Source organism: Streptomyces sp. NPDC058086, from assembly GCF_042885015.1.
In the GTDB taxonomy this organism is placed as follows: Bacteria; Actinomycetota; Actinomycetes; order Streptomycetales; family Streptomycetaceae; genus Streptomyces.
The window spans coordinates 1-13,906 of the sequence record NZ_JBHVST010000082.1; the positions used below are offsets into that span (position 1 = coordinate 1).

Here is a 13,906-nt window from a genome sequence, read left to right on the forward strand (position 1 = left end):
ACGGATTGCGCCAGCCGGCCATCGGGTCACCGGACGCCGTGGTGTATCCGGTCGCCGTCTGGGTCACCGACACCGGCAGGGAGCCTGTCGCGCGCTGGGCGCGCACGCCGCCCACGTACAGCTGCCGGGTGTCCAGGCCGCTGGGGGCCGGGGCGGACCAGATGTCGCTGCCCGTGCTGGTCTTCGCCCAGCCGCTGATCTGGACACCGCCGCTGATGACCGGGGTCTGTCCGGACGCAGCCTTCCACCAGACGGTGCCGGCAGTACCGCCGCCTGAGTCCGCGGCGGTGAAGGTCAGCGTGTTGGCCAGCCGGTAGACGCCACCGCCCAGGGTCACAGTGACCGGGCCGGACGTCGTCTTGTCGATCGCCCGGACTGCGGTCTGTGCCTTGGTGAGCGTGCGGAAGGGGGCGGCGGCGCTGGTCCCGGGGTTGCTGTCGCTGCCGCTGGGCGAGACGAAGTAGGTGATGGCGGTGGCCGCGTGCGCGGGCAGGGCGAAAAGCACTGCCACGGGCAGGAGCGCACCAAGGAAGGCCGCCATGACACGGTAAGACCCGATGAATAAGCAGAGCACGCCAGCGGGCCTCGTGACGTGCGCCTGCTCTTTTATGGGAAACATGCTGGCAAAATAGGGGTGCCGAGATGAGACGTCAACGATCGTGACGATAAGACATCGGATCAATTTTCTCGGGGAGGGTGGTGCTCTCCCCGGCCGCGCGGGGTCACCTCATGTGGGGGTGGGTGCCCGCAGAGCGAGGAGGGCGATGTCGTCGTCGTTGGACGCGCATCTCTCCCGAGCTGTCGACGATCTGCGCGTCCTCTCTGTGACCGTTCTACTGACGAAGGCATGCCCCGAAAGCTGATGCAGACTGGCCCGCGGTCATCCGATCGTTGCGACTGGACCACGTCACGAAGCAATTTCAAGGTCGAGATGTCCCCGGAGCATCTCGGGATCAATCTGCGATGGCACTGAGGCGAGACTGTGGTCACTGCGCCGGACCGATCAGGTCGTGCAGCGACTGCCGGTCACGGGAGCCGCTGAGCCCGCCTGGACCGCGTGTATGCCCTCACCGATCGCCTCGCCGGCACGGCTTCTGGCTGCTGGCGGGTAGCGTTCAGCCCAGGGTGATGACACGGGAGTTGACCCGCCGCATCCAGTCCTGGTCGGTGTGCCACGTGGGGTGGTGAGGGGCCGCATTGGAGGTCGGGACGACGCCCTGGAATCCCGCGGCGAGGCAGCGGGCGACGACGAATTCCGCGATGTCCTTGCCGGCGGCGTCTCCTCGAAGCGGGTCAGGAGAGGGGTGTACCCCACGACGCCTTCACCGAGGGCGGCGGGGATACCGCGGCGCCGCGCGAACTCGGCCACGGAGTCGACCCACCCGGCCAGCGTCTCCCGCATGGCCTGACGGTGCGCCGGATAGTTTTCGTAGAGCCTCAAGTCCCAGCGGTCGGGGTCCACCCAGTCGTGCGCGTCGAATAGTTCGCGCGGTATCCCCGTGGCGGCCAGACGGCAGGGTTCGTCCGGCTGGTAGTCGGCGAAGGCGGCAGCATGGCGGTCAGTTCGGGGGTGGGCCAGGTGGCCGTCTCGGGCGCCGCTTCGGTGCTGTGCACCAGCGCGACCCGTGACGTCGTCCTGCAACTCGCCAACCTCCACGGCGACATCACCACCCAGATCCCCCTCGTGGACAACACCACCCCGGTGGTCAACACCTACGACGAATACGGCAACCTGCTATCCGGCACCGACCCCACCCGCTACGGCTGGCTCGGCGGCAAGCAACGCTCCACCGAAACCCCCAACGGCGTGACCCTCATGGGCGTCCGCCTCTACGACCCGGCCACCGGACGCTTCCTGTCCGTCGATCCCGTCCCCGGCGGCAACGCCAACCCGTACGAGGGCGCTGTCACGTTGGCTGACCGGATGGGATGATCTTCTGGTTGATCACGGTGGAGGGGGATGCCCGTGGAGATCACGTCGCCGTTGTACAGAGGGCACCGGTACCCGGTCGAGGTCATATCCCACTGCGTGTGGCTGTACCACCGATTCCCGCTCAGTTTCCGCGAGGTCGAGGAGCTGCTGCTCCAGCGCGGCGTCATCGTGTCCTACGAGACCATCCGCCGATGGTGCGCCAAATTCGCCCAGGCCTACGCGAACGGACTGTGCCGCCGCCGGCCCCGGCCTGGCGACAAGTGGCATCTGGACGAGGTCTTCATCAAGATCAACGGCGAGCTGAAGTACCTGTGGCGGGCCGTCGACCAGGACGGCAACGTGCTGGATATCCTCGTGCAGGACCGCCGGGACAAGGCCGCCGCCAGGCGCTTCTTCCGCCGCCTGATGAAAAAGACCGGCACGGTGCCGCGGGTGGTCGTCACCGACAAACTCCGCTCCTACGGCGCCGCCCACCGCGTGGTCATGCCCTCCGTCGAGCACCGGCAGTCGAAGTACCTCAACAATCGGGCGGAGAACAGCCACCAGCCCACCCGGCAGCGTGAACGGGCCATGAAGGGCTTCCACAGCGTAGGCGGAGCCCAGCGGTTCCTGTCCGCGTTCAGCGGCATCTCACCCCACTTCCGACCCCATCGCCACCTGCTCACCGCCTCCGACCACCGAGCCGAAATGACCATCCGCTTCGCCATCTGGGACCACGTCACCAGAGTCGTCGGCGCGGCCGCAACGGCCTGACACAGGGTTGACACCCGAGCCGACCACCCCCTGGCACGCCCCAGGCCCTCGCACACCCAACAACGTGACAACGCCCTGCGAGACGCTCCTGGACCCGGGGCCGACACTACACAACATCCGAGGTCTCCAGGGAAGCTGCCCCACCTGCGCAGAGCGTGGCATCAACCCTGCTCGGCCCGGCTACCTCTACCTCGTCATCCACAACGGCCATCGCGCTCTGAAGTGGGGCATTGCCAACATCGAACAGCGCATCACCCAGCATATTTCCCAGGGCTGGGGGCTGGTCTCACGCTGGAACTTTGATCGCACCGGCGACGCATGGGCTCTCGAGCGTCAGATCAAAGCCTGGATTCGGAGCCAGGGCATCCCGCGGGCACTGACCGTCGATCAGATGAGGTACGGCGGACATACAGAGACCGCTTTCCTCGCCGATATCGACCTTGATCTCGTTCAGCAGTACATCGAATCCCTGACCAGCCGCCGCCCCGAACCAGGCCGGGCTGAAAGAAGGCGTGCGTCCGGAGCCCACACAACCGCCAGCAGCGTCAGTGCTGGGTGGGTGGTGGCCACGAGAGCACCGGATGGCGCCGCTCTCTGGGAAGGCATCTTGGCCGTGACGTTGAGAGGTATCCATCGGCACTCACGAGACCACCACCCGCCAGCTGGGTTGCGCAGCCGCGCTCGTCGCAGACCTGCGGCCCGGCGGAGTGCAGGCGTCACAACCCGTTCGAACCACCTCACCGACCGGCGAGGGCCGGTGAGCTCGTTGCACGGGAATTAGGCTGAAAGCGCCGGACGGGAAGTGACCGCCGTGGACCCCCGCAACACCTCCCGCACCTGCCCCGCATGCGGGCACACCGCCAAGGAGAACCGGCCCACACAGGAAAAATTCCACTGCGTCGCCTGCGGCCACAACGCGCACGCCGACACAGTGGGAGCCACCAATGTTCTACGGGCCGGGCTGGTCCGTCGCGACGCCAACCCGGCATAGCGAGAAGCCCCCGGCTTCACGGGGAGGAGTCACGGGTCCGTACTCCGCAGTACGGTCAGCGTTCTGCGGAGAATGACTCGATGTAGGCCAGGGCCCCGTACAGCGCGTCCCGCAGGGGTGTGGACTCGCCGGCCGCCTGGTCCAGCAGTGCTCCTCCCTGGAACGCTGCGGCGAGCAGGTGGGCGAGCGCGGCCGGGTCGGCCTCCGGCCGCAGTTCGCCGCGCTCGCGCATCTTGCTCAGACCGCGTCTGAACAGCTCCTGCCACCGCTCGAAGCCGCGGGCCGCCGCGTCCCGGTGGGAGGGCTCGGTCTTGACGACCTCGGCGGCCAGGGAGCCGAACGTGCAGCCGCCGCGCAGCATGTCCTGCGAGGCAATGCAGGAGTCAGCCCACCGGCGCAGGGCGGCGAAGCTGTCCAACTCGCCCAGCTCGGGCGCCTGTTGACGGGCGACGATACTGTCGGCCTGCCACGCGAGCACCGCGCGCACCAGGGACTCCTTGGTGGGGAAGTGGCGCGTCAGCTGCGAGCCGCTGACCCCGGCGGCCTCCCGGATCTGCTCGTTGTTGGTGTTCCGCGCACCGTGTTCGTCGGGCGCTGCCGCCTTCCGGAGCCCGAGCGAATCGTGGCCAGCGCCAGGGCGAGAACCTCGGGATCGCACCGTCGGCCCGGCCTACAACCTCGTGAAATCGCTCTCTCGGTCCTGGAACAGCCGGGCCGGGCAGCACACCGTGGTGCGCGGTGTGCTGCCCGGCCCGGCGTCCGAGGGCGGGCTCGGGTCGCGCTATGAGGTGACCGAGCGGAAGTTCCAACGGCCCGAGCCGACTTCGTATACCGTCTCGGTCCCGCCGTCGCGCACCACCCGTGCTCCTGCCGGTGCCTCGGCGCGTCCGTCGAACAGGGGGACGTGCACCTCCGCCGTGGTGCCCGCGGGCACGTCCACGGTGAGACGGAACAGCCCGGCGTCGTGCGTCCAGTCGGTCCGTGCGACGCCGTACGGCGTGCGGTAGGAGCCCGACGCCGAGGTCATGTCTCCCTCGACGGCCGGGTCGATGAGGAGCTTGGCGTAGCCGACGGACTCGGGCGTCTGCCCGATACCGGCGACCCGGGTGGTGAACCAGGAGTCGATGGCGCCGAGCATGAAGTGGTTCTGCGACTGACCGGGTCCGCCGTCCCAGGATTCGCCCAGCGTGGTGTTGCCAGCGCGCACCTGGTAGCCGTAGCTGGGGCTGGTGGTCTGGGTGGCGATCTCGTGGACGATGTCGTCGCGATCCGCGGTGGACAGGACGCGGAAGGCGGCCGGCAGGGAGATCTCGCCCAGCAGCAGGTGGTAGCCGGCGTCCTTGACGGCGGTGGTGAAGTGGCTGAGCAGGCGGTCCTTCTCCCCCGCCGGGTAGGCCCCCATGTCGAGGGCCAGGGCCTCGGCGCCCTGACCACCGCCCCCGAAGGTGCCGGTGGCGGAGTCGTAGTACTTCGTGGCGAGTGCCGTCGCGCTGGCGTCGGCCTTCGCCCGGTACGCGTCGGCCGCCGCCCGGTCGCCCAGGACGGTGGCGATCCGGGCGAGGGCGTCGACAACCCGCCAGTAGCCGTAGGTGCCGGCGACCGCGCGCGGGAACGTACGGTCCGGTGTGAACCAGTCACCCAGCCCGTAGTCGAGGATGCCGCCGGACACCTGCCGCTCGAGGAAGTCGGCGTACTGCCGCATGCGCGGGTAGTAGGTGCGCAGCGTGTCCGTGTCCCCGTAGGTCGTGTAGAGCTGCCAGGGGACGAGGACGAACGCGCCGCCCCAGTTGGCGTCGTTGCGGTATGCGCCGGGCAGGCTGGTGTACTCCGGCACGGTGCTGGGGATCAGTCCGTCCTGCGTCTGTGCGTCCGCCATGTCACCGACGATCTTGCGGAGGTAGGACCGCATGTCGTAGTTGGCGGCGAGCGCTGGGAAGACGAGCTGGTCCTGCTCCAGCCATCCCAGCTTCTCCCGGCTGGGGCAGTCGGTGAGGACGCTCATCATGTTCCCCTGGATGGCGCGCCGGATCAGCGAGTGGATGTCGTTGAGGAGCGGGTCGGAGCTGCTGAAGTCGCCGGCCGAGGTGTTGTCGGTGCGCAGCACCTTGCCGCGTACGGTGACCGTCGCGTCCTCGGGCAGGCCCTTGAGTTCCAGGTAGCGGAAGCCGTGGTAGCCAAAGCGTGGGTGCCAGGTCTCGCTGCGGGCGCCGCGGGTGGTGTAGTTGTCCCAGAGGGGGGCTCCCACGTTGCTGATGGACTGGAACGCGTGGCCGTCCTTCAGGCTTTCGGCCGGGTAGACACGGATTTCGGTTCCGGCCGCGGCGCTGACGGTGATCTCGGGCCAGCCGGCGATGTTGCGGCCCAGGTCGAAGACCCGGCTGTGCTCGGCGCCGTCGACCTCCTTGCCGGTGAGGGTCTCGACGACCTTGATGGGTTCGGTCTCGCGTGCGCTGAGCCGGGCCGGGTTCTGCGCGGTGCCGGGGCCCGGTACCGCGACAGCCCTCTCCCACCGGTGCCGGTCGCCGCTCGGCTCGTCCCAGTGGGGGATTTCCCAGCGTGCGTCGTAGTCTTCGCCGCCGTACCAGTTCGAGGAGGTGGTGGGTCCCAGCGTGGCGCGCCAGTCGTCGCCGCTCGTGACGGTGCGGACGCTGCCGTCGGCCAGGGTCACCTCCAGCCGGGCGATCAGCTTGGGGTCGCTCAGGTTGCCGTACAGCTTGCGGTAGCGGTCGGCGGTGCTGACGACGTTGGACATGCCGTTGCCCAGGGCGACACCGATGGTGTTGGCGCCGGTCCGCAGGCGGTCCGTGACGTCGTAGGTGGCGTACTGGACGCGCTGCGCGTAGTTGGTGTTGGCGGGTTCCAGGACGGCGTCACCCACCGGTTTGCCGTTGAAGGTGGCGTCGTAGATGCCGAGGCCGGCGAGGTACAGCCGGGCGCTGCGTACCTTCGCGCGCAGGGTGAAGTCGTCGGTGAGCAGGGGCAGTCCGTACGGCAGGTAGGGCTGGGGCGGCTGCTGGCCGCCGGCCTGGGCGAGCGTGGTGAAGGGGCCGCTCGCGCTGTCGGCGCTCGACAAGGCGTAGTCCGCCGGGAAGTTCGGGACGCGGCCGTCCGCGGTGAGGACGTCGGCGCGTGGGTAGAGCGCCACCTCGTCGAAGGTCTTCGCCGTCTTCAGGTCGAGGGTGAGGACCACGGGCGCGGCGGCGACATCGGCACTGGTGTGTGCGGCGCTCGCGTATCCGGCGGCGGTCTGCAGGGCGCTGTTGGGCAGGCCGTCGACGGCCAGGGCCGGTTCCCAGGTCTTGCGCAGGGTGTTGCTCTCCGAGGCCGTGACCGCGGCGCCCCGGGCGAGGCCGGTGGTGGAGGTGGCGGAGTCGCGGATGTCGATCTCGCCGAGCTGGACGCGCCAGGTGCGGGTGGGAAAGGCCTCCGCCAGGGGCAGACCGAGCTTGGTGACGTCCAGGCGTACGTAACGGGCGGTGGTGCGGGGGACCTTGACGACGACGGGTTCGACGGTGCGCGCGCTCAGTCGCCAGTCCGGATGCGTGATCCAGTGGGCGTCCCAGTCCGACTGGCGGGTCAGGCCGGTCTCGAAGACGGTGGTGCCGCTCCATGCCGAGTCGCTCTGCCCGAGCGACGACCAGAGCATGACCCGCCAGTACACGCGGGTGCGGGATGCGAGTTCCTTGCCCGCGTACGTCGTCTCCGGCACCGTGGAGCGGACCTTGCCCGAGTCCCACAGGTCGGGCCGCCCGTGGCGCAGCAGGTCCGGTGAGGTGGCCGCCTGGACGCGGTAGGCGGACTGGAGGGTGTTCGCGTCGCGGGCGGTGGTCTGCCAGCTGAGGTCGGGCGTGGTGTCGTCGATGCCCAGCGCCCGGCTCAGGTGCTGGGTGCGCAGCCGGGTCGGGGTGATGGTGCCGGTGGTGGCTTCAGCGGTGACGGCGCCGGCCAGCACGGTGACGAAGGCGGTCAGTCCGGCGAGGACCACGGGCACGGGCCGTCGCCGTCTGCTGCGGGGACGGGGTCTGAGCATGGGGGGCTCCCTGGGGTGCGTGCGGGTCGGGGAGGGTTCGGGGGCTGGTCAGACGCGCGCGAGGTCGGCGGTGACGTGCCGCCTGAATCGCAGGGTGACCGGTCCGAGCAGGCCGGACGGCAGGGGCTTGTTCCGTTCGTTGGAGAGGGTGTTGGCCACTCGGACGGAGAGGGAGTTGTGGCCGGGCTTCACCAGGCCGGTGAGGTCGACGACCCAGGGCGCCCACAGCAGGGAAGGGAGCTCGGTGCCGTTGACGATGACGGCCGCGACGTCACGGACGTCGCCGAGGTCGAGCAGCACCCGCCGACCGTCGAGCAGGGCGCGCTCGACATCGATGTCGGTGGTGTAGGTGCCGCTGCCGGAGAAGAGGCGGTCGTGGTCGGTCCAGCTGCCCAGGGGTCCGGTGATCGGTGTGGCGTCGGCACGGTCCAGGGTGAGGGTCCAGTCGCCGGTCACGCCGACCGGCTCGAGCGGGTCGTCGGTGCGGACCGTGCCGCGGTAGGTGTGGGTGCCGTCGGTTCCGGTGAGCTGGTGGCTGCCGGGGGCCGAGGCCTCCACCGTCACGCGCAGGGCGGGACCGTGCCGTTCGACCGCGACGACGGGCACCGCCGAGGACGTCAAGTGCGGGACGGCTCCCACGTCGTGACGTACCACGACGATCAGCGTCTGGTACGGGTCCAGGCTCAGGGGCAGCTGAACGCCGCGCCTGGTAGCCCGGTGCAGCGGTGCGGTGCCCGTCCTGCCCGTCGCGGGGTCCCAGATCTCGGGAACCCCGGTCGCGGGGAGCGTGGCGACGGTCTCGAGGGGAGCGCCGCCTTCGTTGTTGATGAGGAAGGCGGTGTCCGTGCCCCGGTGGACGCGCAGCACGCGCACCGCGTCCTGCGGGGTCTCCAGTACGGCGGCGGCGACCCCGGCCCCGTGCGTCGCGGCGCGCAGTCCGGTGGTGTCGGCGATGCGCATCGCACGCCCTCGGCCCACGGACCGGCTGCCGGGCACGGGCTCGCCGAACAGGTCGGTCAGGGCGCGCGTGAGGGACCGGTCCCTGCCGTCCGCCTCGTCGGCGGCGAGGGAGCCGACGGCCACGACGGTTCCGCCCGCCCGTGCGAACTGCGCCAGCGTGTGCACGCAGGCCACGTCCAGGGTCGGCGTCACGGGCAGCACCACCAGGTCGTAGCGGGCCGCGCCGACGGCCAGGCGGCCGTCACGGACCTCGGCGTGGCACAGCAGGTCCGGGTCACCGCAGAGCGCGCCCTCGTGGACGAGGTCGAAGTCGACCTGGGCCCGCTCCAGCGCGTAGGCGGCGTCGGCGAGCGCGTCGTCGACCTCGCCCTGCCGGTCGGTGCCGGTCCACTGCTCGGCCGCGTGCTGCGGCTGCAGGATCGCGGTACGGGCCCCGGGCGTCCCGCGGCCGGCCTCCATCACCCGGCCGATCCATTCGGCGAGCGGGCGCATGGCCCACCACCAGGGGGCGCGCGGGCCGAAGGGCGGCGGGAAGTAGACGAGTGTCTCGTCGGTCCACAGCGCGTGCAGGACCGTCAGGTTGATGCCCCGCGTGGCCTGGGCGCCGACGGTCGCGTGGACGAAGCCGGGCGTGACCTGCCAGCCCATGTTGCCGAACATCTCCAGCAGGGCTCGCTCCCGGCCCGTCTGGTGGGCGACGGACGCCGGGTTGCGGGGGATCATGGTGGGTTCACCGGCCACGTACTCGGCCGTGATGATGTCCCCGCCGGGAACGTGAGCCCACTGGTTGACCTTGTGCAGGTCTCCGGTGGACGGGATGCGCTTGGCGGGGGCCGTCTCGTCGTAGAGGGGGTTGGTGATCAGGGCGACGTCGTGCTGCTCGTACCAGCGGGCCTGCTTCTGGAAGTAGCGGGCGAAGCGGTTGGACACGGCCCGCCAGTAGCGGCCCCGGGCGATCCTGCCGTCGCGGCCCAGGTCGTCGAAGGCGGCGGCGTAGGCGATGCCGGGGGCGACGTCCACCGCGCGCAGCGCCTTGTCGAGGGTGGGCGACCACGGCAGGCGCCGGAAGTGAGCTTCGGCCGAGGCGAAGAACGGCTCGTCGTCCCAGAAGCCGGGCACGACCGTGCCGAAGTAGCGGCCGAAGCGCCGGTGGTACTCGCCCGGCACGATGTCGAGGAACAGCTCCACGGGCTCGTCGTCGAGAAGGTCGACGTAACTGCGGCTGTAGCCCTGGGTGTCGTCGATGAGGGGGACTCCCCCGAACAGGTCGATCTGCCAACGGCCCGCCGGGACCTGCCAGGTGTGATCGCCGCTCAGCCGCCCGGTCAGGTCGACCACGTCGGAGGCGTCGGAGGTGCCGGCCGGCCGGGCCGCGGCCGCGACTGCCGTGGCCTTGTCGCCGAGGCGTGCGCGCTCGGGGAAGTCCCCCGCGTCGGCCGGGTCGTCGAAGGCCGCGGTGTGGAGGGCGGTGCCGTCGGCCGCCGCGACGGTGAGGCTGTCCCACAGGGAACGCTGGTCGGCCACGGCCCGTACGCCCGCCCCGCCGGCCGCGTACCGGTCGTCGTCGACGCTGCCCTTGGCCTTGGCGTCCAAGGTGACGGACAGCGTGGTGCCGCGGACGGTGACGGCCACCGTGTGGAACTTGGTCTTGTTGAAACCATCGGTCCGGGTGCTGCGCAGCAGTTCGACGGGGTCCGCCCCGCGTGCCAGCCGCAGGACGGTGACGACTCCGGTCTGGTCGAAGGTCACGGCGTAGCCGTCGAGGCCGTCGGGCGAGGCCCGGACGACGAGGCCGGCCGCGGTGTGGTCGGCCTTGGCGCTGCCGGTGACGGTGTAGTCCGTCCACCGTTCGCCGCCGCGCAGGACGGCGACACCCTCGAGCACCGCCGCGTCGGCGACCAGGTGCCCGGCCTCCACGCCCACTCCGGTAGTGTGGCGCAGGTCGACGGTGGCGGGTCCCCGCACGACGGTGCTCGAGCGCCACAACGCCTTCAGCCGCAGGTCGGGCCGTGGTTGGTACGTACGCGAGCCGACCGTTCCGCCCTGGACGACGTACTCCCCCGCCCGGCCGCTGGGGAAGTGGTCGTCGTTGAACAGCCACACGCGCATGCCGGTCTGTTCCGCGGTGTGCAGCACGTGGCCGACGATGTCGAACCACTCCTCGGTGAAGAACACGGGCTGCATCTGGGCGTTGTCGAACGGGAAGAGGACCACTTCGTACATGCCCTTGGACCGCAGATCCGCCATCTGGCGGTCCACCAGGTCGGCGGTGACGGGCCCGTTCCAGTACCAGTAGACGGTCGGTCTGCTGTCCTTGCGGGGGTCGGTGAAGTCCCGTGCGAGAAAGCCGGGTTCGCCGCTCGTGACGGACCCGGCGGCGCGGGCGGGATCGGGCAGTCCGACCGCGAGCACGGTGCCCGCGGCACCGGCCGCGGCCACGAAGCGGCGTCTGGACAGGTCGTGGTGAGACATGGACATGGGTGATCTCCTGCGTGGACGGCGGGCCGCCGGGAGGCGTGCCGAACGGAAGCGGCTGTGCGGAAGAAGGGACGGGAGCGCGCGCTGCGGGCCGGATCAGCCGGCGGCCAGTCGCGCCACCCCGGACGCGCTCAGGGCCCGGTTGTGCAGACGGAAGTCGCGGACGGCGCCGTGCAGGTACGGGTGGGTGGCGTTCTGGGAGCGCCCCAGGTAGTTGCGGGTGCTCGCGCCGAGCAGGAGGGGGCTCGCCACCATGGCGGAGTTGCGGCCGGCCTCGACGCCGCAGACGTACAGGACGCCGGTGCCGCCGGCGAGGGTGAGGGCCACGTGGGTCCACCGGCCCAGGGGCAGCGGGGCGCCCGCGTCGATGAAGTCCTCGGCCTGCATTCCGGCGATCTTCAGGGCGGCCCTGGCCCGCCCGGCGCCGGTGGTGGCCGCCAGGAACAGATACGTCTCCTTGTGGAATCCCAGATCGAAGACGCGGGCGGAGGCGGCCAGGGTGTCGACGCGTACCCGCACGCCGAGAGTCAGCTCGTCCAGCCCGCTCGGCAGGCCGGCGGGGAGCGCGACGTGGCTGCCGTGTCCGTCCAGGGACACCGAGCGCACACCGTCACTGTCGTCCCAGGTAGCGCCGACGAGCGTCGCGTCGGCGAAGGCGCCGGTACGGTCGGCCGCCGAGGTGCCGTTCCCCTCGTCGAAGGGATAGCGGACGATGTCCCGTTCACGCGCGGGCCGCGGCCGCACGGCCCAGTAGACGTTGTACCGCTGGTGCTGCACTTCGTGGAATGGCCTCAGTGATACGCGCCGGTCGTCGGCGAGTGCGGTAAACGCCGTGGCGCTGCCGGGCGCGGGGCGCAGGGTGTCCGGACGGACCGAGGGGAGGGTGGTGAGCGCGGTGTCGCCGTACTCCCCCGCGAGGACCAGCGGGCCGTACGACAGCGACTTCACCCGCGGGTTGTCGGGCGCGGCCTGCCAGACGGGCTCGCGGGGCAGCACGAGCTCCACCGTGTCCCCGGAGCGCCAGCGCCGTTCCACCGTGGCATATGTTCCCGGCTCCGGCCGGACCGGGACGTGCTGGCCGTTGACCTTCAGCACGGCCGGTCTGCCGGAGTACGCCACCCAGCCGGGGACACGGATCCTCAGCGTGAAGCGTGCCTCTCCCCCGGTGACGGTGAGACGGGTGCGGTCGGCCGTGGGGTATTCCGTCTCCTGACGGATCGTCACTCCCGCCTCCCTCCAGTGCACTTCGGAAGGGATGAACAGGTTGACGTACAGCGCAGGACCGCGCGTGCCACGGGTGCGGAAGTAGATGCTGTCGGCAAACTTGGTGTGCGTCTCCAGTCCCGAACCGTGGTCGCAGGAGAAGTTGTCGTAGTCCCCGCTGTAACTGCCGGGCGCGGCACCGAGGCCACCCTTGGGCTGCCGCTCCGAGCCCGCCCACAACCCGGTGTAGTACGTCACGAACCCGTGCTCGGAGTCGGGATCCTGTTCGCCGAGCATCTGGTTGTAGAGCGTCCACTCGTAGTGGTCCATGCGGTCGGCGCGGGAGGGCTGATGGAGGAACAACTGCCGCCCGAGCTTGAGCATGTTGTAGCTGTTGCAGTTCTCACAGGTCACCTCGGAAAGGCGGCTGACGATCTCACCCGGCGGCCCGAACAGTTCCTGGTTGGAGTTGCCCCCGATGGCGTACGAGTGGTCGCGTACGACCGTCGTCCAGAAATGGTCGGCGATGTCCAGGTAGCGGCGCTCTCCCGTGGCCTCGTAGCTTGGTACCGCTCCCACGATCTTGGCGATTTCGGTGTTGGCGTGGTGCCCCGCGAGTTCGTCCCGGCCGGCGGCCAGCGGTCCGTACAGCGACTCGTGATCGAAACGTCGGGCGGTCCGAAGGTGCGCCGCGTCGCCCGTCGCGAGATGGAGGCGGGCGAGCACGTCGTTCATACCGCCGAACTCCACGTTCAGCACCATCTGCATCCGCTCGTAGGAGAGCGGTGCGGTACGGGCGTCGACCCAGGCCGCCATGTCCAGCAGTACAGCCAGCGCCTGCTCGTTGCCGCTGAGTTCGTACTGGTCGAGCAGGCCCGCCATGATCTTGTGGAGAGTGTAGTACGGCGCCCACGGTTTGCCGCCGGCTTCAAGCTGGTCGAAGACGGACTCGGGAAAGGCCGACAGATAGCCGCAGTGATAGCCGGCGGCCAGGGCGGAGCGCTGGCACTGGGCCAACACCGACACGATGGACCGCGCCTTGGCCGCGTAGGCTTCGTCGCCGGTATGGGCATGTGCCTGGGCCAGCGCGCTGAGCAGATGCCCGGTGGTGTGGCCGCGCAACTGGATCCCTGGGGCCTCCCACCCCCCACAGGGGTCGGCCGAGGAGGGCAGTCCCACATTCAGGCGGAAGGTGTGCAGCAGCCTGTCGGCGTCGACGAAGAGCAGATACGCGCAGGTGCGCCGCATGTTGGCGAGGAACGGGCTCTCCAGCAGCCGGACATCGGCCGGCAGGAAGGCGGTGAGAACGGGTCGCGGTCCCGCCGTGGCGGCGCCGGCCGACTGAGGGGGCAGCGCGACGGCGGCGGCCACGACGGATGTGGCGACGAGGATCTGGCGGCGGGACGGGCGGGGCATGTCGCGTGGTGCGGACAAGGCGCCGTGCTCCTTCCGGGCAGGGGAGAGTGCCTCCGCGCACGGCTGCGATCGCAAGCGCGACGGCGGAGGACTGCGGGCTCAACTGACGCCAGAGGTCTGGCACTTCACCGACTTGAATCGT

7 protein-coding genes and 3 pseudogenes are annotated in these 13,906 nt (G+C 70.2%); 3 read left to right on the forward strand and 7 right to left on the reverse strand.

The genetic code is table 11. The features are described 5' to 3' along the window. Positions 1 to 511: pseudogene (locus ACFVWD_RS41675) on the reverse strand (fibronectin type III domain-containing protein); the annotation flags it as partial. Between the two features lie 1,041 nt (positions 512 to 1,552). On the opposite strand from ACFVWD_RS41675, the gene ACFVWD_RS41680 reads away from it, so the two are divergent. Together ACFVWD_RS41680 and ACFVWD_RS41685 are read left to right on the forward strand one after the other, a co-directional pair. After that, positions 1,553 to 1,933 (forward strand): RHS repeat-associated core domain-containing protein, encoded by a 381-nt coding sequence (locus tag ACFVWD_RS41680; RefSeq protein ID WP_389603144.1) that lies wholly within the window; start codon positions 1,553 to 1,555, stop codon positions 1,931 to 1,933. A 27-nt stretch (positions 1,934 to 1,960) separates the two neighbouring features. Beyond that, positions 1,961 to 2,686, forward strand: a complete 726-nt coding sequence (locus tag ACFVWD_RS41685; protein WP_389603145.1) for an IS6 family transposase — start codon at positions 1,961 to 1,963, stop codon at positions 2,684 to 2,686. Between the two features lie 286 nt (positions 2,687 to 2,972). Here ACFVWD_RS41685 and ACFVWD_RS41690 read toward each other — a convergent pair whose 3' ends face one another. Further along, complete coding sequence (locus ACFVWD_RS41690) at positions 2,973 to 3,215, reverse strand: hypothetical protein (protein ID WP_389603146.1); 243 nt, start codon at positions 3,213 to 3,215, stop codon at positions 2,973 to 2,975. Between the two features lie 252 nt (positions 3,216 to 3,467). Between ACFVWD_RS41690 and ACFVWD_RS41695 the strand changes: the two are divergent. Next, positions 3,468 to 3,677: pseudogene (locus ACFVWD_RS41695) on the forward strand (zinc ribbon domain-containing protein); the annotation flags it as partial. A gap of 55 nt (positions 3,678 to 3,732) precedes the next feature. Here ACFVWD_RS41695 and ACFVWD_RS41700 read toward each other — a convergent pair. The 5 genes and pseudogenes from ACFVWD_RS41700 to ACFVWD_RS41720 form a co-directional block, all read right to left on the reverse strand. Then, positions 3,733 to 4,164, reverse strand: a complete 432-nt coding sequence (locus tag ACFVWD_RS41700) for a TetR family transcriptional regulator C-terminal domain-containing protein (protein WP_389603169.1) — start codon at positions 4,162 to 4,164, stop codon at positions 3,733 to 3,735. Next, positions 4,165 to 4,335 (reverse strand): annotated as a pseudogene (locus ACFVWD_RS41705) (TetR family transcriptional regulator); the annotation flags it as partial. It lies immediately after the preceding gene. A gap of 123 nt (positions 4,336 to 4,458) precedes the next feature. Continuing rightward, positions 4,459 to 7,707, reverse strand: coding sequence for a family 78 glycoside hydrolase catalytic domain (locus tag ACFVWD_RS41710; protein ID WP_389603147.1), 3,249 nt, complete (start codon positions 7,705 to 7,707; stop codon positions 4,459 to 4,461). 48 nt (positions 7,708 to 7,755) lie between these two features. Next, a complete protein-coding gene (locus ACFVWD_RS41715; RefSeq protein WP_389603148.1) occupies positions 7,756 to 11,145 on the reverse strand; it encodes a glycosylhydrolase-like jelly roll fold domain-containing protein in 3,390 nt (1,129 codons plus the stop codon). Positions 11,146 to 11,241: 96 nt separating this feature from the next. Continuing rightward, positions 11,242 to 13,764, reverse strand: a complete 2,523-nt coding sequence (locus ACFVWD_RS41720; protein ID WP_389603170.1) for a beta-L-arabinofuranosidase domain-containing protein — start codon at positions 13,762 to 13,764, stop codon at positions 11,242 to 11,244. Positions 13,765 to 13,906 lie beyond the last annotated feature (142 nt).